Here is a 22,903-nt window from a genome sequence, read left to right as displayed (position 1 = left end):
CCGTTCGAACGTCGTGCAGGCGGTGCGTCTTCGGCAATGAGCAGGGTGGACCGGTCGGCGTGGGCGAACGTCATGTCAGCGGGAGTCGTGCTGAACTTCCACATGATCGGTGCCCCCTTCACGCCTAGTGCCCAGATCCGCACTCATGGACCGAATTTAACGACCACAATCACTCATGTCAACACATCGGTGTGCATTGGTGTGCATCGACGCCTTACCGATGCGCATCCTGGAGGACCGTATCGCGGCAATAACCGTGCGGTAAGGGCATGATCTTGCTATTGCGCCCTCTCGTGAGCGGACATGAGCAGTGATGCGTGTGCATGAGCAGTCAAGTGGTACGATGCTTCCCATGGGCGACGAATTGGGCGCCAGCGAGACCGTGAAGCGTAATAAAGTCGAGTCGGCTGGACAGCGGTTCGGACGGCAGCTGAAGGCGTTCCGGCAGCGAAATCTTCCCGATGACCTGGTAACTCACCAGCACATCCACGACCTGGGCGGTCCTACGCGGAATGTCCAGTCCCGCATCGAGAGCGGGCAGGTCGACACGATCAGCGCGACCACCGAGGCGAAGTACAACCGGGCACTCGAGGCCCTCGGTCTGCCGACCGGGAGCGCGACCTCGGCGCTGTACCACGGCGGCACGCTGGTCCCTCCCGCTGACGAACGACCCGCCACGGCAGTGCTGGTGGACGACGACGATGTCGAGAGCGGCGTGAGCGCGCTACAGAACCTGACGCGCAAGCATCGGTCCGTGGTGGATCTGGTGACCGAGCTCGACCGGCTCGGCATCGAGTTGAAACGGGCCCGCAGCCACACCGAGGGCTACCAGCTCATCTTCCCCAAAACGGCCATCGACCGGCTACTTCAGGCGCTGCAAAATACCGCCGACCCCGGGCATCCCGGGCACGAAGCCGGCCGAGACGACACTCAGCAGACGTAGCCGGCGCCAGCAGCCCGCGGACTCGATATGCCTGGGACACAGCGGATCGGGACCGATCGCGCTGGACGGCGTTGCGGTTCCGCCGCCGTTGGGCATGTTGCACGCCGATACCGACTGAGACACAACGAATCCCGAGCACGCCGGCGCCGCGGTGCGCGATCGGCGGCGTCGGCTTGCGGTCTTCGTCCGTGCGCCGGATGGGGCGAAACCTGCTCCGCGCCGCGACGTTTCGGCGTTCTACCTGCACTTGATCTTCCACCGCCGGTGCGGCGCAAGCCGTTCCACCACCGCCGTTATCTATATCCGTCCAGGTCAACGGCACAATCAATTCCCCTTGACCGCACAATTACAAGTACGCGAAGCGCGGGTGACAGGTAGGCTATTAGCCAGCCCGGCAAGTCGACGATGAGTGACTCGACGTGTGTCGACATGCCGGCCACCTGAAGACATCCGGAACAATGGACAAGGTCGCGCTTCGGAGTTGATCCGGACGTCTTCGACGAAAACATTGCGCCGGCGGCAACGATGCCGCTGTTGTGCGCGATAACAAGGTTGAAGATCTCCAGGTGCTCGGGGGAGGAAATCGTGAACGCATACGATCCGCATTCCGACGGCCTCGACGCTGCAGCTCGCACCAGCGGTTATGCCGGCGAACCGGACACCGTCGGCGCGGATCGCCTCACTCGGACGAGGAGGCAAGTGACATGTTGAGACTGTTCCGGCGAAAGGTCTCCACCCTCGGGTGGAACCCGACCCGAGGCAAGATCTCCACGCGCGCCCGCCTGCAAGCCGTGGTCGATCGTCTCGAACTTCCGGCCGACTGGACCATCGAGGAGTTCATCGCCTCGGTCGAGCGGATGCGCGGGCGGCGAATCGTGCGATTGCTGCTGCCGCCCACCGCTCCGGTCGGGCTGTGCGGACTGTGGCTGGCGTGTAAAGGCTACGACGTGATCTTTCTGCGGCAGTCCGCCGACCCCGCCGTCGAACTGCACGTGGCATTGCACGAGGTCAGCCACATGCTGCTGAATCACGGGCAGGACACATCGATCTCCGCGGTGGAGTGGTCGACGCTGACGAGTGGGGTGCCGTTGAACCACGAAATCGACCTGTCCACCGTGCGTGCCGCCCGCGGTGCGTCCAGTTACGCGTCGATCGAAGAGTATGAGGCCGAGCTGCTGGCGACCCTGATCGGCTTCCGGGCCAGGACGGTCGGACCGCGCCGAGACCCGATGTTGAAAGAGCTGTAGCGCCGATGTGGCCGCATGACCACATGCCCGCCGGGCTCACCATCTCCGCGACGGTCTTCATCGTTGTCATCACGCTCATCCGGCTGGCGTTGACCCTGCACACATCCATTTTCGGCCGCCTGATCAACACCCTGCTCGGCTTCGACGCGGCGGCCGCCTTCCTGCGCGAACCGGTCTTCGCCAGGCACGTGGCCAGGGTCATCCCCGGCGGCCTGCCCACCGTGTTCGACACCTGGCACTGGCTCACCGTCACCGCCTGGGCGTTCGGACTCGGGATGGCGCTGCTGCACGAGAACGGCCCGGTGCGTTACCGCATCCAGTTCCGGATGGTGCTCGGACTGTCGGCGGCCATCGGCCTGGCCTTCGTGGTGCTCAGCGCGCCGGCCCGGGCGCACGGGATGGCGTCCATCGCCGAGTACGGCGGGTGGCGGTACGGCATCTACATCGCGTTGTATTCGGCTCTGCCAGTGCTGGTTTCGTGCTACTACTATATTTTGAAGATCAGGGGCACGGTGTGGCGGACGACCACGCTGTGGGAGCGGATCACGGTGGCCACCCTGGTCTGTTTCGGTATCGCCAGCTCGCTGCCCGTCTGCTTGATGGCGGTGTCCGCGATCTTGGACTTCGCGGGCGCGGGCAACCAATTCACCTACAGCATCTACAACACCGTCTCCGATGGCTTCGCCTCGGGTGAGCCGGGGCTGTTCATCTTCGTCGCCCTGGTCACCGTGTTCATCCCGTCCTCGACCCAGGCCGTCGTGCAACTGCTGCGGCTGGATGGTGAATCACGTGCCGCGCGCAGGATTTATCCGATCTGGCGGGACCTGACGTCCGCCGCGCCCCAGGTGGTGTTCCAGCTGAAACGGGCGGACAGCTGGAACGTTTCACCGCAGGAGCGGCTGCACCGCAGGCGGATGGAGATCCACGATGCGGCGGAGATCGTGGCCAGATATGTGCTGCCGCTGCCGACCGCTGTCGACGAATTGATCGAGACGACAGTCGACGAAGACGATCAGGAACACCTGCGCATGGTCGCCGAACTGGTCATGGCGGCGCAGCGGCTCACCGACGGCGGTGGTGAACCGACCGGCAAACCTGCCGCGCGGGGCGCCGACGTACCCGATGAGCAGACCATGCTTCGGCTGTGGCAGCCCGCGAAGGTGCTGCTGCACACGACCACCGTCACTGCCGCCCAAGGTACGCGCGCCTACGCATAGCTTCACTGCATGAACATTTTTCTGTACGTCATGCGCTTTCCTGTGGTGTAATCGTGTCGGTTCTAGTCGGCATCGATGCCGTTGTCGGAGTCGGCAGCACGTGAAGGGGAACAATGGCATCCATCGATCCGGTGAGCCCGGCGCATCCGAACGTTCTCATCGTCGGCACCGGATTGGCCGGTATCGGGATGGCGATCAAACTGCTGGAAACGGGCGAACGCAATTTTGTCGTGCTGGAGAAGGCCGACGGCGTCGGCGGCGTCTGGCGCGACAACACCTATCCCGGTTGCGGTTGCGACGTCATGTCGATGATGTATTCGTATTCGTTCGCACCGAACACCGAATGGAGCAGGCTGTACGCCGGCCAGCCGGAGATACTCGACTACATCCGGCGCGTCGTGAAGGACTACGAGCTCGAACCCTATATCCGGTTCCAATCCGAGGCGGTGTCCTACGAATTCGATGCCGCTGATGACCGGTGGGTGGTGCGCACCGCGGACGGCGACGAATACCGCCCGCGCACCGTGGTCGCCGCGCACGGCGCACTGCACAAGCCCTACATTCCGGACTTCAAGGGTCGCGACAGCTTCACCGGCACCGTGTTCCACTCCGCCCAATGGGATCACTCGGTGGATCTCACCGGCAAACGGGTCGCGGTGATCGGCACCGGCGCCAGCGGCATGCAGCTCGCGCCCCAGATCGCCGACGCCGCAGCACATGTCGCGGTGTTCCAGCGCAATCCGCACTGGGTGCTGCCGAAAATGGACCGCCCCGTCAGCAACATCGAGCTGCGCCTGTTCAAGGCCTTCCCCGGTGTGATGCGGATCTACCGCACCGGCTCGTTCTTGATGCACGAGGCGCCGGTCTTCGGCTACTTCCACCCCCGGTTGAACTTCCTGCTCAAACGGCTGTCGCTGCATCACCTGCGAAAGCAGGTGCCCGATCCGGAGCTGCGCGAAAAGCTCACCCCCACCTATACTTTCGGCTGCAAGCGGATCCTGTTCTCCAGCGATTTCTATCCGGCCCTGCAGCGACCCGATGTCGACCTGGTGACCGCCGATATCGACGAGTTCACCGAATCCGGCATCCGCACCGCGGACGGCGAACTGCACGAAGTAGATGTGGTCGTGCTCGGCACCGGCTTCGCCACCGACAACCGTTGCGCCACAGAGCACATCGTCGGCCGGGACGGACTCACCATCCAGGAGGCGTGGCGCGACGGCACCGAGGCCTACCTGGGCATGACCGTCGCGGGTTTCCCGAACTTCTTCATGATCATGGGCCCGAACTCCGGCGGCGGCGCGGTCTCGATCCTCTTCATGATCGAAGCCCAGGTCCGCTACATCGCGCAATGCCTGCGCATGATGGACAGGAGCGGTTCGACCCGGCTCGAGGTGAACGGCGGTGTGCAGCGCACCTTCAACCAGTGGCTGCAAAGCAAACTCACCAGATCCGTCTGGGTGAACGGCGGCTGCCACAGCTGGTTCCTCGACCACACCGGCCGCAATCGGCAGTCCTGGCCGGGCACCGGCACAAGTTACTGGCGTGCGACTCGGCAGCCCGAAGCCGAAGCGTTCGAGCTCTCCGGGGCGGGACGGCCGTAATCGCGACGGCTACTGAGGGCTGGTTTCAGTTTCCGCCGAGGGCCGCATCGCTGCGGCATCATCTCGCGCTGTGCGCCGGGTGACCAGCCAACCGAAGCCTGCGGCCAGCGGGAAGATCGCGACGCCGTAAACCGCTGCGGGAATGGCCATTTCGGTACTGTCCAAGACGCTGATGGCGATCGTGATGGCGATGACTCCATTGTGGATGCCGACTTCCATCGAGCACGCGATCGCCTGACGGCCTTCGACGCCGAGCGCGCGCGGCACGACGTAACCGACGGTCAGGCTGATCAGGCAGAACAGGATCATGGCGACGCCGACCGCCCGGATGTACAGGATGATGTCGGCGCGTTGGTCGACCATCGTCGCGGTGATCACAAGGGTCAGGGTGAGGGCGGATCCGATGCGTACGGGACGGTCCATTCGATCCGCGAACGCCGGCGACCATCGGCGCACCAGCATGCCGAGCGCGACCGGGATCAGCACGATCGAGAACACCTGAACAACCTTGCCGAACTGCAATCCCACCGCGGCCGCCCCGCCAGGATCGAAGTAGTCGATGGCGAGGTTCGTGATCACCGGCACCGTGCCGACCGCGATCACCGAATTGACCGCGGTGAGCGACACATTGAGCGCGACGTCGCCATGGAACAGATGGCTGAAAAGATTGGCCGCCGTCCCACCCGGCGACGCCGCGAGCAGCATTACCCCGACCGCGAGCAGCGGCGACGGATCGAACAGCAGGACCAGACCGAACGCGACCGATGGCAACACCACCAGCTGACACCCCAGCGCGATAGCGACCGCCTTGGGACTCTTCGCGATTCGAGTGAAGTCGGCGACGGTGAGCGAGAGACCGAGCCCGAACATGATCACTACCAAAACCACCGGCAGCCCGACAGAAACCAGCGCAGAGTCCACGGTGTCCTCACCATTCGATCGAATCCACCCGATCATCGCGCCTCACGACGCTACGCACGGAGACAATCAACGAAAACCCCCCACCAGGGGCATCCGGGTTCGGCGAAACTTGTTCAGGATCTGGCGGTTCCGGCAACAATGCAGACGGTGCATGTCTGCACGGAATGGCCTGTAGTCGATCCTGTTCAGCGGGGTGGGCGGAGTACCTTCAACGCGGCCTTCATGATCGGGCCCGGCACGCGATCGCGCATGTTCAGCGCCGCCGCGGCAGCTTTGCTGCGCACCTCGGTGCCACGGCCGAACATTTTGTTCAGCGGGCCGCCGGACGGCTCGAGATCGACGTGTAGCGGCGGTCTGCCCTCGGCCGCGCCGAGCGCGTGTGAGATGACGACGCGCTGGATCTCGCTGGTTCCCTCGAAGATGGTGTACAGCTTGGCATCTCGATACCACTTCTCCACCGGATGGTCGGTGATGTAGCCCCAGCCGCCCAGCGTCTGGATCGCGCGCTCGGTGGCTTTCACCGCCACCTCGCTGGCCGCCAGCTTCGCCATCGATCCCTCGCCGCGCTCGAACGGGACACCGCTGGCCGCCATCCAGGAGGCACGCCACGTCAGCAGCCGCGCGCCATCGATCTGGGTGGCCAGGTCCGCGATCGGGAAGGCGATGCCCTGGTTGTCGATGATCGGCGCACCGAAGGCTTCGCGATGGTTCGCGTACGTGGTCATGTATTCCAAGGCTGCCCTAGCGATTCCGAGGGCCTGCGCGGCGACCATGGGACGCGTCTGCTCAAAAGTCCCCAATGTCACCGAACCCGATCGGCCGCCGCTTCGCGCCGCCTCCCGCCGCCTGGCCAGGGCGTGCTCGAGCTTGTCCGCTCCCCCGAGCAGATTCTCCGCCGGTACGCGCACGCTGTTGAACTTCAGCTCCGCCGTATGCGATGCGCGACAACCCATCTTGTCGAGCTTGCGCACCAGCTCCAACCCGGGCGTACCACCCGGCACCACGAACAACGCCTGCCCTCGATGCCCCAGCTCCTCATCCACCACCGCGTTCACCACATGCACATTGGCGATACCGCCGTTGCCGATCCACATCTTGTGACCATCGATCACCCAGTCGTCACCATCCCGGACCGCCCGGGTACGCAGATTACGCACGTCGCTACCGCCCTCGGGTTCCGAGATGGCAAGCGCCGCAAGCTTTAGATCTCCAGGCGTGCCGAAACATTCAGGCGCCCACTGCAACATCTGCTCCGGTGTCGCAGCCTGTCCGATCGCGGACAAAGCCAACGCGGGCATTACAATCGCCAACCCGATCCCCGCACATCCCCAGAACAATTCTTCCATGAACATCGGCAACGACAACCCCGACGGATCCCCGATCAGGTCGCGATAGAACAACGGACTATAGAAGCCTCGTTCCGCCGCCTCCTCCAGCACCGGCCACGGAAACTCCTGCGCCCGGTCATAATGGGCCGCCACCGGCCTGATGCAGTCTTCCGCAAAGCCATGCGCCCGCTTGGCCAGGTCATGCTGCGCCGCGGTCGGTGTCAGATCAAAAGTCACGCCTTCGCGATACCCAGCGGGCGCCGATCGACACAGATTCGGTGTCGTACAAATATCCGACACGAAACTCCCGCACAGGAGTACACACTTGAAGCCTGTTTCCCGAAGTCGGCCATCTAGGAGACGTTGATGACTCGGACGGTCCGATGGACGCTGGTCACCAGCGCGATTGTCTTCGTGATCGCGATCGCCCTGCTCGTGCTGCTCCCGCGCAGCGACAACTCGTCGACAGCGACCGCAACCAGCACCACTGCGGTCCCCGGCGCACTGGGCAAGCAAGTCGACGCCCGATCCAACGCACCGAAGATCACCACCCTCACCCCTTTCGACGCCCAAGGAGCACCGACAGCGGGCTGGACGGTCGACGACAAAGCCGGATCCAGCCCGATCGATTGCTCCTACGACGAACCCTCCCCCAGCGCGACCACCGACAACATCCTCGTCTGCGCACCGACCGCCGCAGCAGCCGACAGCTGCGTGACAGTACCGAACAGTCCAGCGGCCCTGTGCCTAATCGACCCCTTCAACAACCACCTGACCCGCTACTCCACCACCACCGTGCGCACCACCATCGTCCACGCCCCCCAAACCCCCCAACCGATCGCCCTCACCCTCGACAACGGCACCAAATGCCGCCTCCGCAACGGCGGCTCCTGGTCCACCCCCGAAGCCAACCCCACCTACGTCGGCTACTACTTCTGCCCCGGCAACGGCTTCCAAGCAATATGGGCCCCACCAACCGGCCCCGCCATCACCCAACAACCCGACGGCTGGACCGTCCAAGTCGGCGGCGAACGCGGCCCACTGACCCAACACCGAGTCACCGAAGCCTTCTACGTCGCCATCAGCCGCTGACGGTGCTCGATATCTAGCCACGAGCCTCATCATCGTCGCCGGCAACCTACCCGTGATCACCACCGGCCCGCGGCGGCGGGAACCGCGCTGTGGTGCGCTTTTCAGGCGCGAACCTGCGTAGTACTGGTACACCGAAAGCTGGCTCACCAGGGCAGGGAGGTAGGCCGCCCACGCCGTGCACCGAGTTATCGGCGTACTCCTCGAACAGCACTCTGTCGGACACGACGCCATTGCCGTCCCGCTGGAAGCGCCGAGCGGTGATCTTGCTACATGCGACGAAACCGGTCCCGAACACGCCACCTGCCAGCTCCAACAGCAACAAAGGCAAGGCGGCACCGTCATCCAGATCGCCGTGGCTGGATACGGGCGTGATGGTCAAGCCACCCGTAAAGCGCGAGTCGAGTTCCATCCGCTCCACACGTTCGAAACAGATCTCATCCCAGCACCCGGAATTCCCAACGCCGTTGCTGCGCAGCAATAGTTCACTGTGGCCGACCCCGTATCGCCAAACGCGAAAATCGTTGTCAGCGGTAAAGGGCAAGCTGCTCACCCAGTCCACAATGCCACGATCAGCGGCGCAGGTGGTCGAGCGCGGCTGCGGCCGCGTTGGCGCCGCACATACCGTGCGCGCCGGGGCCCGGCGGGGTGGCCGCGGAGCAGATGTACATGCCGGGCACGCCGATGCTGTACGGCGACAGCGTGATTCGCGGACCGAACACCAGCTGCCGGATGTCTTTCGCCCCGGTCATGATGTCCCCGCCGACATAGTTGGGGTTGTACGCGGCCATCTGGGTGGTGCTGCGGACGGTGTAGCCGACGATGCGCTCCCGGAAGCCGGGCGCGAACCGTTCGATCTGCGTGACGATCGCGTCCGTCGCGTCACCGGTGTATCCGTTCGGCACGTGCGCGTAGGTCCACAGCGGGTGCACGTTGCCTACCGAACGCTGCGGGTCCGCCAGGTACTGCTGTCCGACCAGCACGAACGGCCGTTCCGGCATGCGTCCCGCGTGCACATCGCGTTCCGCGGCGGCCAATTCGGCATAGTCGCCGACGACGTGCACCGACCCGGCCCGGCGCGCCGCCGGATTGGTCCACGGCACGCCGTCCTCGATGGCAAAGTCGACCTTGAACGCACCCGGTCCTTGCCGGAATCGACGGTAGGCGTTGGCAATTCGCGGCGGCAACCGGTCACCGAGAATCCCGGCCACCGCGTCGGGCGCCAGGTCGAACATCGTCACGTCGGCGGCGGGCAGCTGAGCGACAGCCTCGATCCGGGTGCCGGTCTCGATCTTGCCGCCCAGATCGGTGAGCAGCGCGGCGAGCGCGTTGGTGATCGACTGCGATCCGCCCGCCGCCACCGGCCAGCCGTGCCGGTGCCCGGCGGTGAGGATGCCGAGCCCGATGGCCGAGGTCAACGGGTAGTGCAGCGGCCGAAAGGCGTGTGCCGCAACGCCGCCGAACAGCGCGCGCGCCTCGTCGGTCCGGAAGATCCGCGCCAGCGTGGCGGCGGGCAGGACGGTCGGCATACCGAACCGGCCCAGCGTCAGCGGATGCCGTGGTATCCGCAGCAACGGCTTCATGATGTCCTCGGCCAGCACGTCATAGCGGGTCGAAGGCCCTTCGAACAGCGCCCGCCACCGGGAGCCGTCCCGGCCGAGCCCGACGGCGGTGTCGGCCATGGACTGGCGCAGCACTCCCGCCCGGCCGCCGTCGAGCGGGTGGACACAGTCGATTTCCGCAGTGTGCCAGGACAATCCGTAACGCTCGAGCCCGAGTTCGTTGAGGAATTGCGAGCCGACGGCCATCGGATGCACCGCCGAGCACTGATCGTGCAGCAGGCCGGGCAGCAGCGCCTCGCGGGTGCGGGTCCCGCCGCCGATCTCGTCGGCGGCCTCCAGCACCGTCACCCGCACCCCGTCTTTGGCCAGGGCCACCGCGGCGGCGAGTCCGTTGGGCCCGCCGCCCACTACGGTCGCGGTGGTCATGCGAGCGCTCCGCGTCCGTGCTCCTGCTCGCCGCGCACCTGCTGGCGCGCCGCGCGAGTCCAGTTGACCGACAACGGGATCGGACCGTTGGGCAGCCACGGCTGTTCCGCGACGGCGTCGGAGACCCGCCAGGTGCCCCGCTCGATCACGCCGAGCGCCGCGTCGATGACCTGATAGTGCTGCATTTTGCTCCCCCAGGCCTGCGACTCTACCCAAACCACCACGGCTTCACCAGGTTCGAACTGCGCCTCACGCTGCACCGCGGCGATGAAATCGGCGTTGTGCAGATGGCCGTCGCCGAAGTTGAAGCCGATCAACGAGTTGCAGAGGAACTCACCTTCGCGCACGGTCCTGCTGTCGATATCGGGCAGGTTCTTCAGCAGCACTGAGAACAGCCCGCGCCCCTGGCTGTGCATGGTGCGCCAGGCGATGACCTGCTGCATGGTCACCTCGGCCCATTCCGGTTCGTAACCGAACTCGACGAACTGGTCGACCTGGTTCTTGGCGGTGCGCGTCACCCTGTTCAGCTTGGCCTCCGCGCCGGGCGTGAAGGCCCAGACCGCCGAGGCCCAGTTGCCCGCGTACTGCCGCATGGACGGCAGGAACGACACCTTGTCGGGCCGGAAGTTGCCCAGGATCGGGAAGAACAGCAGCGCGGCGATGAGCAGTACGGCCAACCACGGCGAGGAGATGTCGGTGAGCGCGTAGCCGTGCCAGTTCGGGAAGCCGAGGAACAGGAAGATCGTCGCGTAGGCGAACAGCACATTCCATTCCAGCGGAACGGCAAGGGGGAAGGTGGAGACGATGAACAGGTGGAAGATCACCATCACCGCCGCCGCCGCGATCGTGAGATAGATGTTGGTCGAGAAGAACAGCACCAGCGGCGCGATCACCTCGACGGTGGTGCCGCCGACGTGCGCCATGAGGTCGGCCACCCGCGAGGGCCGCAGGTCGCGCGGGAAGTCGCGGTAATGCGCCCGCTTGACCCAGCCGAACGGCACGGACGGACTGTTGCTCACCATGGGCGGCACCACGAGCGAGAAGTGCTTGCCGAACTTCGAGACTCCCGCACCGACCCACACGATCAGGATCAACAGCTTGAGCGCGATGATCATGTCCACGAACGGCAGTGCGGCGAAGAAGATCAGCGCGGGCAGGTACTGCTCGCCGCGGGCGCCGAGGAAAATGGTCCTGTCGCGCAAGCCGTTCAGGATGAGCAACACGATCGGGGCGATGAGCAGCGCGGGCCGCACCAGGCCGGAAGCGTTGTCCGGCACCGCTTCCGAGAGCGAATCACTGTGCACGCCGGGGGCGAACAGCGGGATCGCGACGCTGATCAGCAGTGCCACATACAGCACGACATCGATCGGGGAACGCCGATCGCCCGCGGTGAGCGGCAGCCACTTGAACGGCCGCAACCTGATGGTGCCCGGCCTGGCCCAGAACAGGATGCCGCCGGTCATCGGCTTCACCTTGCCCGCCAGCGGCCCCCACGAGCCCGCGATGCCGATGGTCTCCAGCAGCACCGTCCACAGCACCGCCTTCTGATAGACGATCGGTTGATCCCACCATTGCGAAACATGCCAGAAGGCAGGCAGATCCGAGGTCGCGGTGGCGACGATGATGCCGCCGAGCGCGTACAGCACCACCAGCTTGAGGATGTAGATGCTGTGCACCATGCGGGGCGAACCGAAGCCGTGCTCGGCCCAGTGCAGGGCGAGCACGCGCATCCGCTCCATCAGCGGCTCACGCAGGAAGGTTTCCGGATCTACCTGCGGCAGATCGGGTTTGGTGAATCCCATGGTCTTACTCCTTGTCGATGCTGACGGAACTCAGGGCTGGTCCGCGGCGACCCGCCGCAGGGTGGGTTTGTCGATCTTGCCGACGGGGTTCTTCGGCAGGTCGTCGAGAATCGTGATGGCAACGGGGAGCTTGTATTTCGACAGCGCTTCGCGCACGTGTGCCAGGATCTTGTCGGTGTCGAGCGCGGCGCCGGTGTTGAGCGAGACGTAGAGCACCGGCTCCTCGCCGTACACCGCGTGCGCCCGGCCGACCACGGCCGCCTCGGCGATCTCGGGCAGCTGGTAGACGACGGTCTCGATTTCCTTGGGGTAGATGTTCTCGCCGCCGCGGATGATCATGTCCTTGGCGCGGTCGACCAGCACCAGGTAGCCGTCGTCGTCGATGCGGCCGACGTCACCGGTGTGCAGCCAGCCGTCCACGATGGTGCGGGCCGTCTCGTCCGGTCGATTGAGGTAGCCGCGCATGACATTCGGCCCGGAGACCAGCACCTCACCGGCCGCGCCGTCGGGGACCGGGGTGCCGTCCCGCTCGGCGATCCGAATGCGCTGACCCGGCAACGGAATTCCGACCGTGCCCGCCTTACGCGGGCCGTACAGGGGATTGATCGTGCTCGCGCAGGACCCCTCGGACAGGCCGTAGCCCTCGATGATCGGTATGCCGTACCGGTTCTCGAACTTGGTGAGCAGTTCGACGCTGGCCGGCGCGGCGCCGCAGACGGCGAAGCGAACCGAGGACGTGTCGGGCCGCACCTCGTCCGGCAGATCCGACAGCATGGTGTAGATGGTCGGCACCGCCGAGAAGTAGGTGGCGCGGCTCTGTTCGACGCGGTCGAAGAAGGTCCGTACGCTGAACCGCCCGGCCACCGTGGCCTGCCCGCCGGCCAGCAGCGGCGAAAGTGTCCCGGCCACAATGCCGTTGACGTGAAACAGCGGCAGGATCAGCAGGCTGTGGTCCGCGGCGGTGAGCGCGAACGCCTCGATCACCATGGCGCACATGGCGTTCAGGTTGGCGTGATCGAGCATGACGCCCTTGGGGCGGCCGGTGGTGCCACTGGTGTAGATGAGCAGTGCGAGGGCATCGTCGCCGACCTCAACGGATTCCGGCGCGCCCGGTTCGGCGGTGCCGAGATCGGCGACGGGGATGACGGTTTCGACGGGTGCCGTAAAGTCCGGGCGCTGTTCGGCGATCAGCACTTTCGCGTCCGCGTCGGCGATCTGGTAGCCCGCCTCGATCGCGGTGAGCGACGGGTTGATGGGCGTCACCGCCGCACCGAGTCGCCATGCGGCGAAAAGCGATACGACGAAACCCGCGGTATTGGGGAGCATGACCGCGACCACGTCACCGGCGACGACGCCTGCGGCGCTCAGCGCGCCGGCGGCTCGGCGCACGGTCGCCAGGAATTGGGCGTTGTCCAGTGTCACGGTGTCATCGGCGAGCGCGGGCGCGGTGGGCATCGCGTCGGCTCGGCGATCGGGCAGAGTTGTCAGATTCATGGGCTGTCCTCGGGAAAGCGGGCGAGCGAATGCCGATAACGGTAGAAATCCAGGGCGTTCGCGGCTCCGTCGTGCGCCGACGAACTTCACCGGCCCCGTTGTCCTCGGGGAACAAGAACCGCCGATTCGCCCGCCAACCGGCCGCGCGGCTTCTACCGTGGAGGAGTGACGAGCATTCGTCGCGACGCCGATGTCGATGTGCGCCCGTATGTAGCGGGGATCGCCGCCCGCCTCAATGAGCGGGTGACGCAGATCAGCGCGAGCTTGCGACTCGGCCTAGAGGACGACATCCCGGAACTGCGTGGCGATTCGCGCACCGTCGAGCTGCTCGGCGCCAGCGTCGAGGGCAATGTCGACACCCTGCTGCACGCGCTGCGCCACGACATTCCGGTGGCCCGCATCCAGCCGCCCGCCGCGGCCATCGAATACGCCAAACGCCTGGCCCAGCACGGTGTTCCGGTCACCGCCCTGATTCGCGCCTACCGCCTCGGGCAACGCCGGATGACCGATTTCGTGTTCGCCGAGCTGCGCGCGGTCGGCATCCCGCCGGAGGACCGGATCAGCGTGGTGGAGACCATCACCACCATCCTGTTCGAATACATCGACTCGATCACCCAGCAGGTCGTCGCCATCTATCAAGGCGAACGCGAGCAGTGGCTGGAGAGCCAGAACAGCAGTCGGGCGCTGCGGGTGCGTGAGGTGCTCGCAGGGCGCAAGCCCGTCGATGTGGATGCCGCCACCGAGTCCATTCGCTACCCGCTGCACTGGCAGCATGTCGCGCTGGTCATGTGGTTTCCGGATACCGGAGAGGAGCGCGATCAGCTGCTCGGGCTGCTGCAACGCTTCCTGCGGGAACTGGCCGACGCGGTCGGCACCGGTGCCAATCCGTTGTTCGTGGCGGCCGACCAGGGCAGCGGGTGGGCCTGGCTGCCGTACCGGGCCGCCCGCCCGGACACCGTCGCCGCGATCCGGGCCTTCGCCGAAACCCGCCCTGGCGCACCGTGGCTGGCGATCGGCGAGCCCGCGCCGGGCCTGGCCGGGTTCCGCCGCTCACACCGGCAGGCCCAGGCCGCCTGGTCGGTCGCGGTGACGAGCGGGCTGCCCGCGCAACGGATCATCGCGGCCGACGATCCCGGCGTCGCGGCCGCGGCGCTGCTGGGCGGCAATATCGCCGCGGCCAGGGAGTGGGTGGACGAGATCCTCGGCGACCTGGCCGCCGACAACGAGAACGACGCGCGACTGCGCGATACGCTGCGGGTCTTCCTGCGCACCGGATCCAGCTACAAGGCCGCCGCCACCGAACTCGACCTGCACTTCAACTCCGTGAAATACCGTGTGGGCAGGGCGATTTCGCGACGCGGCCGGCCGATCGACGCGGACCGGCTCGACGTCGAACTGGCGCTGCTGCTGTGCCATTGCTACGGCTCGGCGGTGCTGCGACCGGATGCGCCCTGACCCGTCCGGGACAAAGATCGCCACGCACTTCGTCTTCCGGGCACAATGGCACGCCGCCGATTCGGATCTACCGTTCTCCTCATCGAATTCCACCGCAGCGCGACAGCACCGCCGCCCAGCGCTCCATGGACGATCCGATGCCCGTCGACAACGCCGCCGCAGGCATCGAAGGCCGTACCGCGTGGCACCGCCGCCGCGCACCCGGCAGTCAGGCCGCCGCCGCGCCCGCGAGGAGAACCACCATGACCACCACCATCGATGATGCCGACGAACTCGCCGCTCCGCTGGATCTGCTGCTCACCAGTTCGGCCATCGGCGTCGGACGCCGCATGCTGCCGAACACCTCGTGGACCAGGCTCGGTCTCGCGCTGGCCAGGAAACCCCGCACCGTCGCCGATCGGGTCGGCACGCTGGGCCGGGAACTGGCGACCATCGCCCGCGGCGACTCCGACCGCGCACCGGTGAAGGGCGACCGGCGCTTCGACGATCCGGCCTGGCGGGACAACCCGCTGTTCAAGCGTTCGATGCAGGCTTACCTGGCCGCCAACGGGACCGTCGACGCCCTGTTCGCCGATGCCGAGTTGGACTGGCGCGACGCCGAATGGATGCGCTTCGTGCTCGACAACGTGATGGAAGGCCTGTCACCGAGCAACAATCCCCTGCTGAGCCCGCTGGCGTGGAAAGCGCTGGTGGACACCGGCGGTCGCAGCGCGGTGCGCGGGCTGCGGCACTTCCTGTCCGACATGGCCGACTCGCCGCGAGTACCGTCGATGGTGCGGCCCGATGCCTTCCAGATCGGCGAAACCGTCGCGGCCACACCAGGTTCGGTGGTGCTGCGCACCGAGATGTTCGAACTGATCCAGTACGCGCCGAAGACCGAGACGGTGCGGACGGTGCCGTTGCTCATGGTGCCGCCGGTGATCAACAAGTTCTACGTGATGGATATCGCACCCGGGCGCAGCATGATCGAGTACTTCCTCCGGCAGGGCCAGCAGGTCTTCGCCATCTCCTGGCGCAATCCTGGTGCCGAGCACCGCGATTGGGGCTTCGACGCGTACGGGCAGGCGATCATCGACGCGCTCGACGCCGTCGAGGCGATCACCGGATCCGACCGGACGCACCTGCAGGCGTCCTGCTCCGGCGGCATCATCGCGGCGATGACCGCGGCCCATCTGACCGCCATCGGTCAGGCCGACCGGCTCGCCGGGCTCACCCTGATGGTGACCGTGCTCGACCAGAGCCGCGCCGGTTTCGCGGCCGCCGCCATCGACGAGGAAACCGCGGAGATCGCCATCGCACTGTCGGCCCGCAAGGGTTATCTGGATGGGCGGGCGCTGGCCGAGGTGTTCGCCTGGCTGCGGCCGACCGACCTGGTGTGGCGGTACTGGGTCAACAACTATCTGCAGGGCCGCGATCCCGCACCGTTCGACGTGCTGTTCTGGAATGCCGACACCACCCGGATGGCCGCCGCGCTGCACCGCGACATGGTGCTGCTCGGCGTACACAACTCGCTGACCGTGCCGGGTCAGGCCCATATGCTCGGCACGCCGGTCGACCTCTCGACGCTGACCGTGGACACCTACGTGGTAGCCGGGATCGCCGATCACATCTCGCCATGGCAGTCCTGCTACCGCAGCGCCCGCTTGCTCGGCGCCAAGGATCTACGTTTCGTGCTCTCCACCAGCGGGCACATCGCCGCCCTGGTGAACCCGCCGGGAAATCCCAAGGCCTCCTATCGAATCGGCGCACCCGACGCCGCCGATCCCGCCGCCTGGCTGCACGGCGAAGACAAGCAGCAGGGCTCCTGGTGGCCGAACTTCACCGACTGGCTGGGTGATCGCAGCGGCGCGGAGAAGGACGCGCCGACCGCCCTCGGCACCCCCGAACTGCCGCCACTGTCCGCCGCGCCGGGCACCTATGTCCTCGAGCACTGAAAGTGACGCTATGACAACGACTTCCGAATCATCGGAGCCGACTGACGAGGAGCATCTGCTCGCGGTGCTCGGCCAGCAGATCAGGGTGCAGGTGCGGTGGGGGCAGGGGGTGCCGCTGGTGCTGTGCAACGGCATCGGCGCCAGCCTCGAAGTGCTCGATCCGCTTGTCGCACAGCTCGATCCGGCGACCACCGTGGTCCGGTTCGATGTGCCGGGGACCGGCGGTTCACCGAATTCGCCGCTGCCGTACGGGTTTCCCTATCTCGCCGCGGCCGTGCGGCTGGTGCTGCGCAAGCTCGGCATCCGCGGCAAAATCGACATTCTCGGTCTGTCCTGGGGCGGCGCGCTCGCCCAGCAGTACGCGTTTCAGTATCCGCGTGGATGTCGCGCCCTGATCCTGGTCTCCACCGGTACCGGCGTGGTCATGGTGCCCGCACGGCCGACCCTGCTGCTGAAAATGCTGACACCACGCCGATTCCTGGACCACCACTACGCCGCGCGCATCGCCGCCGAACTGTACGGCGGCAGCGTACGCAACCACCCCGAGATCATCGAACGCCTGCTGGATCGGCAGCTGATGGCCGGGTCCCGGATCGGCTACCTGCATCAACTGCTGGCCGGTTCGGTGTGGACCAGCCTGTTCGCCCTCCCCCTCATCCGCCAGCAGACGCTGATCGTGGCAGGCCGAGACGACCCCATCATTCCCATCGTCAACGCCCGCATCATGCACCGGCTGCTGCCCCATTCGACGCTGCACCTGCACGACGGCGGCCACGTCGACCTCATCACCAACGCCGCCGAACTGGCACCCGTCATCGAAACATTCCGGAAAGTTCAGATATGACAACCGATCCCGTCGACACCGCCGACTTCTACGCCCTCGAAGACCTGCTCGATCCCGAGGAACAAGACTTCCTGCACGGGGTGCGAAAGTACATGACCACCGAGGTGGATCCGATCATAAATCGGCACTGGCAACGTGGCAGCTTCCCCTTCGAAATCGTCCCTGGGCTACGGGATCTCGGACTTGCGGGGCTCCCCTATCGCGGATATGGCTGTCCTGGACGATCTTTCCTCCTCGACGGCATGGTCGCGATGGAGCTCGCGCGTACCGATCCCTCCATCGCCACCTTCGCCGGCGTGCACGGCGGACTGGCCATGGGCTCGATCTACCTGTGCGGCAACGACGAACAGAAGCAGCGCTTCCTGCCCGAGATGGCACGGATGGACCGGATCGGCGCCTTCGGTCTTACTGAACCGGAGGTCGGTTCGGGCGCCTCCGGTGGTCTGCGTACCACCGCACGCCGCGACGGCGACAGCTGGATCCTCAACGGGCAGAAGAAATGGATCGGCAACGCCACCTTCGGCGACCTGACCGTCATCTGGGCCAAGGACCTCGACGACGGCCAGGTCAAAGGGTTCGTCGTCGCCAACGACACCCCCGGATTCGAGACCTCTAAACTCGAGGACAAGATCGCCCTGCGGGTGGTGCAGAACGCGCTCATCACCCTCACGGACGTGCGCGTCGCCGAGAAAGACCGGCTGCAGCAAGCGAATTCGTTCCGCGATACCGCCGGCGTGCTGCGGATGACCCGCGCGGGCGTGGCCTGGATGGCCGTCGGCTGCGCCCGCGGCGCCTACGAGAACGCCCTGCGCTACGCCTTGGACCGCGAGCAGTTCGGCCGCCCGATCGCGGGTTTCCAACTGGTGCAAGACCTGCTGGTGCGGATGCTCGGCAACATCACCTCATCCTGGGCGCTGTGTGCTCGCCTGTCCCAGCTGCAGGACCAGGGCCGCGCCGAGGACCGGCACTCCTCACTGGCCAAGGCGTGGTGCACCGTGCGAATGCGCGAAACCGTCGGATATGCCCGAGAACTTCTCGGCGGCAACGGCATTCTGCTGGAACATAATGTCGGGCGGTTCGTCGCGGACGCCGAGGCCATCTACTCCTATGAGGGCACTCGCGAGATGAATACCCTCATAGTCGGCCGCGCCATCACCGGACTCAGCGCCTTCGTCTGACAGTCCGCTATTCGGTGAACGCGACGGCCCCGGAGGGGCAGATGTCGGCCGCCTCGCGGACGGCGGCCGCGCTGGCCGCGTCCGGGGTGGCGTCGAGCACCTTGACCAGGCCGTTGTCATCGTCCTGATCGAAGACGCCTGGTGCGGTCAGCGCACAGAGTCCGGCACCGATGCAGACGTTTCGGTCGGCGGTCACTCGCATGTGGTCTCCTTTCGTGCGCGGCGCGGTCACCAGGTCACCGGCAGTTCGTTGACGCCTTGAATGGTGGTGCCGGGCCGCAGTTTCAGTTGATCGACCGGCACGGCCAGGCGCAGTGTCGGAATGCGTTCGAACAGCGAACCGAGGATTATCTCGAGTTCCAGGCGGGCCAGGTTCTGGCCGAGGCACTGGTGCACACCGTAACCGAACGCGATGTGGTGGCGGGCCGAACGGTGCACGTCGAAGGCGTCCGGCTCGGCGAACACCGCGCCGTCCCGGTTGGCGATCGAATTGCTGACGAGCACGCCTTCACCCGCCTTGATCACCTGTCCGTCGATCTCGATATCGGCCTTCGCGAACCGGCCGCCCGCGATATCGGCGATGGCGAGGTAGCGCAGCAGTTCCTCGACCGCGCCCGGGATCAGGGTGGGGTCGGCGCGCAGGGCGGCGTGCTGGTCCGGATGCGCCAGCAGGGTGATCACCGACAGCGAGGTCATCGACGCCGTGGTCTCGTGGCCCGCGACCAACAGCAGGATCGCGGTCGCCACCAGTTCGTCGCGGTCGATCTCGCCGTGCGCCAACTGATCCGTGACGAGTGCGGACAGCAGGCCGGGGCCTGGTTCGATCTGCGACTTGGTGAGCAGTCCGTCCAGGTAGACGGCTAGTTCGTTACGCGCGGCGATCGCGTCCTCGGCGGTCGTCGACTGCACCAGCCGTCTGCTCGCGTCCTGGAACAACTCGTGGTCCTCGTACGGCACGCCGAGCAGCCGGCAGATCACCAAGGACGGCACCGGCAGCGCGAACTGGCTGACCAGGTCGGCGGTCGGGCCCGCGGCGAGCATGTCGTCGATGAAGCCGTGCACGATCTTTTCGATGTCGGCGCGCATGCCCTTGACGCGTTTCAGGGTGAATTCGCTGATCAGCATCCGTCGCTTGGCGCCGTGTTCGGGCGGATCGAGGCTGATGAAGGCCGGCGGGGTCTGCTGGAAGGTCTGGAAGCGCGGCGAGGTGGCCGGGAAGTTGTCGTGCGTCCGATCGGCGGACAGGCGCGGGTCGGCGAGCAGGGCGCGGGCGGTCTCGTGCTTGGTGACCACCCAGGCCGGGCGGCCGTCGAAGAGGGTCACCCGCCGCAGCGAACCTTCTTCGTCTCTCAGCCGGGTGTACTGCTCGGGTAGGTGGTATGGGCAGGTGCGGTCGCTCGGAAAGGTGGGAGCGTTGTCGGTACGGGGTGGCGCAACAGTGTCAGTCATCGGTTCCCCTCGAGTTCGTAAGATACTCTTGGTACTCTATTTTCAGGTTAAAGTGTCTTCGCAAGTGACGCAACGTTTTTCAGGAGACCGGTTTCCAGTGAAAGTCCAGCAATCCGTCGACGCGGCGGACGAATATCGCAAGGGCACGCGTCGGCGCGGCGAGGAACTGGAGCGCGCCATCCTGACGGCGACGCTGGAAGAGCTTGCCGCCGTTGGCTACCAGGGACTGACCATGGAGCGGGTGGCCGGCCGGGCGCGCACCAGCAAGACGGTGCTCTATCGGCGCTGGCCGGGGCGCGCCGAACTGGTGATCGATGCGTGCAAGATGGGCGGTATCTCGAATGTCGATGTCCCCGATACCGGTTCGCTGCGCTCGGACGTGATCGCCCTGTTGCGTCAGGTGTCGGACACCATGGACACGCCGTTCGGCGGCATCATGCGCGGCCTGCTCGCCGAGATGACGCGCGACCCGGAGCTCGGCACGCTCATCCGGGAACGGGTGCACAAGGTCGGCCCGACGTCGATCCGCGTTGTGCTGGAGCGCGCCGTCGAACGCGGCGAGGTCGACCGCGCCGTCCTGGACTCGCGGCGGGCCACGGTGGCGACCGATCTGCTGCGCAATCACTTCCTGCTGTTCGGCACGCCGGTCGGCGATGACGTCATCACCGAGATCGTCGACGACGTCTACCTGCCGCTCGTGTTGCGCTCATCCGGGAAATAAGCTGGGCCACTTGGCATTTGAATCGTCGCAGGCCGGTACCGGCGGATGGCGCAGCGGTCGACCTCGTCCGGCGGCCACTTTCACTGTGCAATTGCCGGAAGCTGTTCTGTCATATCCGGGCTCCGGCCTGTTCAACTGCCGACCGTACCGTCACAGTGGTAGTGGCGGACGGAGATCCCATGCTCGATCCACGACTCAGAACCGCATGGTTGGCGAACGTAGCGGCCGGCGCGGCCGCGGTGACCGTGCAGAGACCGTTCTATCCAGCTTCGAGGCTCACTCTGATACGTGCTGATTCGGTTCGGGCACAACGTGATTCGATGAACGCCTCGGACCTGGAGTTGGTCACCGTCACCGATAGTTCCGCCATATTCACCTGGACGACCCGGGCCCGCGACAACGCGAGACGCTTGCGCCCCGTGCCCGCCGATACCGAGGTCCGGATCGCCCCCGCCGACGGCCTCGGCGCGGCGCGGACCCGCTATCTCGATTCCCGGGCCACCGCCTATCACTACGCGGAGATCGACGGCCTCGAGCCGGGACGCGCCTACCGGTTCGAGGCCTACTCCAACGGCCGTCGCGCCGTGCCCGCCCGTACCCTGGTGACCAGGCGATCCGGCTCCCCCGAATCCACCGGTGTCTTCACCACCGCGACACCACCACCGGGCCGGCTGTTGCGCACTATCGCACTCGCCAACGACGTGCACTACGGCGAGCACACCAGCGGACTCATCGTCAGCGGCATACCCACCGGCTTGCGGCACGACACCCTGCACTACCCGGAGTTCATGCTCGACGCCTTGCTCGACGATGTGCGCAGCCCCGACCGCGCCGCCGACCATCTCATCATCGCGGGCGACCTCACCGACTCCGGCACCCTCGACCAATCACGTGCGGTACGAGCACGATTGGACTCCTGGGGCGAACTCGGCCGCGACTACCTCGTCTGCCGCGGCAATCACGACAAGCCGGAACGCCACCGCGGCCAAACCCAAGACCACTGGGGCACCGTCTTCCACAGCCGTCAGCGACTCGTCGAATACCACCTCGGCGGCCTACGCCTCATCGGCCTGGACACCACCCGCCTCACCGGCTCCGGCGGCACCATCGTTGCGCCGCAACGAGATCGTTTGCGCGAACTCCTCGCCGCCGACCCGCACCGCCCCACTCTGATCTTCGGCCACCACCCCGTGACTTCCCATGCGGCAGTGAGCAATCCAGGCGGCCCCGGCTTCGTCCTCGACCCCACCAACGCCGCCGCCCTGCACACTCTGTACCGAAACGCCCCCGGCGTCTTCCTGCACCACAGCGGCCACACCCACCGAAACCGGGTAAGCCGCCCCAACATCGGCATCGACGTCGAATTCCTAGAGGTAGCCGCAGTCAAGGAATACCCGGGCGGCTACCTCCTCCTGCGCCTCTACGAAGGCGGCTACACCGCCAACTTCTACAAAACCCGCTCCGACGCCGCCCGCACCTGGAGCACCCGCACCCGCCGCCAATACCTAGGCCTACACCCCGACCACGCCCTGGGCAGCTGCACCGACCGCAACCACACAACCCACCGCGACTTCTCCGGCCTGACGGGACCGTAATCCGCCACCGGAGTTGAGTCGAGGGATGAAGTGGGTGGTGTTGTTCAAAAAAAAACCCCAGAGAGAGAACACCAAAAATTTAGGGTTTTTGGGC

Annotated in this window: 19 protein-coding genes; 11 read left to right on the top strand and 8 right to left on the bottom strand. The window is 66.0% G+C overall.

The annotated features are described in order from the left end of the window. The first annotated feature begins 352 nt into the window (after positions 1-352). The 4 genes from ACFWF1_RS10665 to ACFWF1_RS10650 all read left to right on the top strand — a co-directional run bounded on the left by ACFWF1_RS10665 (position 353) and on the right by ACFWF1_RS10650 (position 5,011). Entirely contained in the window at positions 353-943 is a 591-nt protein-coding gene (locus tag ACFWF1_RS10665; protein WP_379281544.1) for a hypothetical protein, read from the top strand. 704 nt (positions 944-1,647) lie between these two features. Continuing rightward, positions 1,648-2,190 carry a hypothetical protein gene (locus ACFWF1_RS10660; protein ID WP_379281543.1) on the top strand — a complete coding sequence of 181 codons (543 nt, stop codon included), beginning with the start codon at positions 1,648-1,650 and terminating at the stop codon, positions 2,188-2,190. Positions 2,191-2,195: 5 nt separating this feature from the next. Next, positions 2,196-3,407: a DUF6545 domain-containing protein gene (locus tag ACFWF1_RS10655; protein WP_379281542.1), complete on the top strand. Its 1,212-nt coding sequence runs from the start codon at positions 2,196-2,198 to the stop codon at positions 3,405-3,407. 113 nt (positions 3,408-3,520) lie between these two features. After that, positions 3,521-5,011, top strand: a complete 1,491-nt coding sequence (locus tag ACFWF1_RS10650) for a flavin-containing monooxygenase (protein ID WP_379281541.1) — start codon at positions 3,521-3,523, stop codon at positions 5,009-5,011. 9 nt (positions 5,012-5,020) lie between these two features. Here the strand turns inward: ACFWF1_RS10650 and ACFWF1_RS10645 are convergent, their stop codons facing one another. Continuing rightward, positions 5,021-5,932 carry a bile acid:sodium symporter family protein gene (locus tag ACFWF1_RS10645; RefSeq protein WP_379281540.1) on the bottom strand — a complete coding sequence of 304 codons (912 nt, stop codon included), beginning with the start codon at positions 5,930-5,932 and terminating at the stop codon, positions 5,021-5,023. A gap of 185 nt (positions 5,933-6,117) precedes the next feature. Next, complete coding sequence (locus ACFWF1_RS10640) at positions 6,118-7,497, bottom strand: acyl-CoA dehydrogenase family protein (RefSeq protein ID WP_379281539.1); 1,380 nt, start codon at positions 7,495-7,497, stop codon at positions 6,118-6,120. 129 nt (positions 7,498-7,626) lie between these two features. Between ACFWF1_RS10640 and ACFWF1_RS10635 the strand changes: the two genes are divergently transcribed. Further along, positions 7,627-8,352: a hypothetical protein gene (locus tag ACFWF1_RS10635; RefSeq protein ID WP_379281538.1), complete on the top strand. Its 726-nt coding sequence runs from the start codon at positions 7,627-7,629 to the stop codon at positions 8,350-8,352. Between the two features lie 46 nt (positions 8,353-8,398). Here ACFWF1_RS10635 and ACFWF1_RS10630 read toward each other — a convergent pair whose 3' ends face one another. From ACFWF1_RS10630 to ACFWF1_RS10615, 4 genes are read right to left on the bottom strand one after another with little or no spacing between them, the layout of a single operon-like run. Next, positions 8,399-8,902: a hypothetical protein gene (locus ACFWF1_RS10630; protein WP_379281537.1), complete on the bottom strand. Its 504-nt coding sequence runs from the start codon at positions 8,900-8,902 to the stop codon at positions 8,399-8,401. A 19-nt stretch (positions 8,903-8,921) separates the two neighbouring features. Next, positions 8,922-10,337, bottom strand: coding sequence for a phytoene desaturase family protein (locus tag ACFWF1_RS10625; RefSeq protein ID WP_379281536.1), 1,416 nt, complete (start codon positions 10,335-10,337; stop codon positions 8,922-8,924). Beyond that, complete coding sequence (locus ACFWF1_RS10620; RefSeq protein ID WP_379281535.1) at positions 10,334-12,139, bottom strand: DUF3556 domain-containing protein; 1,806 nt, start codon at positions 12,137-12,139, stop codon at positions 10,334-10,336. The genes ACFWF1_RS10625 and ACFWF1_RS10620 overlap by 4 nt, the downstream gene beginning before the upstream one ends. Positions 12,140-12,169: 30 nt before the next feature. Then, complete coding sequence (locus tag ACFWF1_RS10615; RefSeq protein WP_379281534.1) at positions 12,170-13,633, bottom strand: class I adenylate-forming enzyme family protein; 1,464 nt, start codon at positions 13,631-13,633, stop codon at positions 12,170-12,172. A gap of 165 nt (positions 13,634-13,798) precedes the next feature. Here ACFWF1_RS10615 and ACFWF1_RS10610 point away from each other — a divergent pair, with 165 nt between their 5' ends. The 4 genes from ACFWF1_RS10610 to ACFWF1_RS10595 all read left to right on the top strand — a co-directional run bounded on the left by ACFWF1_RS10610 (position 13,799) and on the right by ACFWF1_RS10595 (position 19,044). Beyond that, positions 13,799-15,088 carry a PucR family transcriptional regulator gene (locus ACFWF1_RS10610; protein WP_379281533.1) on the top strand — a complete coding sequence of 430 codons (1,290 nt, stop codon included), beginning with the start codon at positions 13,799-13,801 and terminating at the stop codon, positions 15,086-15,088. Between the two features lie 242 nt (positions 15,089-15,330). Beyond that, on the top strand, positions 15,331-17,022 hold the full coding sequence (locus ACFWF1_RS10605) for a PHA/PHB synthase family protein (protein WP_379281788.1): 1,692 nt from the start codon (positions 15,331-15,333) through the stop codon (positions 17,020-17,022). Between the two features lie 10 nt (positions 17,023-17,032). Continuing rightward, positions 17,033-17,866 carry an alpha/beta fold hydrolase gene (locus ACFWF1_RS10600; protein WP_379281532.1) on the top strand — a complete coding sequence of 278 codons (834 nt, stop codon included), beginning with the start codon at positions 17,033-17,035 and terminating at the stop codon, positions 17,864-17,866. Continuing rightward, positions 17,863-19,044 carry an acyl-CoA dehydrogenase family protein gene (locus ACFWF1_RS10595; protein WP_379281531.1) on the top strand — a complete coding sequence of 394 codons (1,182 nt, stop codon included), beginning with the start codon at positions 17,863-17,865 and terminating at the stop codon, positions 19,042-19,044. Before ACFWF1_RS10600 ends, ACFWF1_RS10595 begins: the two co-directional genes overlap by 4 nt. A gap of 7 nt (positions 19,045-19,051) precedes the next feature. Here the strand turns inward: ACFWF1_RS10595 and ACFWF1_RS10590 are convergent, their stop codons facing one another. Continuing rightward, the gene (locus ACFWF1_RS10590) at positions 19,052-19,246 is read right to left on the bottom strand and encodes a ferredoxin (protein ID WP_379281530.1); all 195 of its coding nucleotides are present in this window, start codon (positions 19,244-19,246) and stop codon (positions 19,052-19,054) included. A 26-nt stretch (positions 19,247-19,272) separates the two neighbouring features. After that, on the bottom strand, positions 19,273-20,493 hold the full coding sequence (locus tag ACFWF1_RS10585; protein ID WP_379281529.1) for a cytochrome P450: 1,221 nt from the start codon (positions 20,491-20,493) through the stop codon (positions 19,273-19,275). Between the two features lie 28 nt (positions 20,494-20,521). On the opposite strand from ACFWF1_RS10585, the gene ACFWF1_RS10580 reads away from it, so the two are divergent. Together ACFWF1_RS10580 and ACFWF1_RS10575 are read left to right on the top strand one after the other, a co-directional pair. Next, positions 20,522-21,214: a TetR/AcrR family transcriptional regulator gene (locus ACFWF1_RS10580; protein WP_379281528.1), complete on the top strand. Its 693-nt coding sequence runs from the start codon at positions 20,522-20,524 to the stop codon at positions 21,212-21,214. Between the two features lie 320 nt (positions 21,215-21,534). Then, the gene (locus tag ACFWF1_RS10575) at positions 21,535-22,809 is read left to right on the top strand and encodes a metallophosphoesterase family protein (RefSeq protein ID WP_379281527.1); all 1,275 of its coding nucleotides are present in this window, start codon (positions 21,535-21,537) and stop codon (positions 22,807-22,809) included. The last annotated feature ends 94 nt before the right edge of the window (positions 22,810-22,903 follow it).

The sequence above is a fragment of the Nocardia sp. NPDC060255 genome, assembly GCF_042727395.1.
GTDB lineage: Bacteria > Actinomycetota > Actinomycetes > Mycobacteriales > Mycobacteriaceae > Nocardia.
The sequence above is the reverse complement of the archived record's forward strand: the minus strand, read 5'-3'. Positions and strand labels throughout refer to the sequence as shown.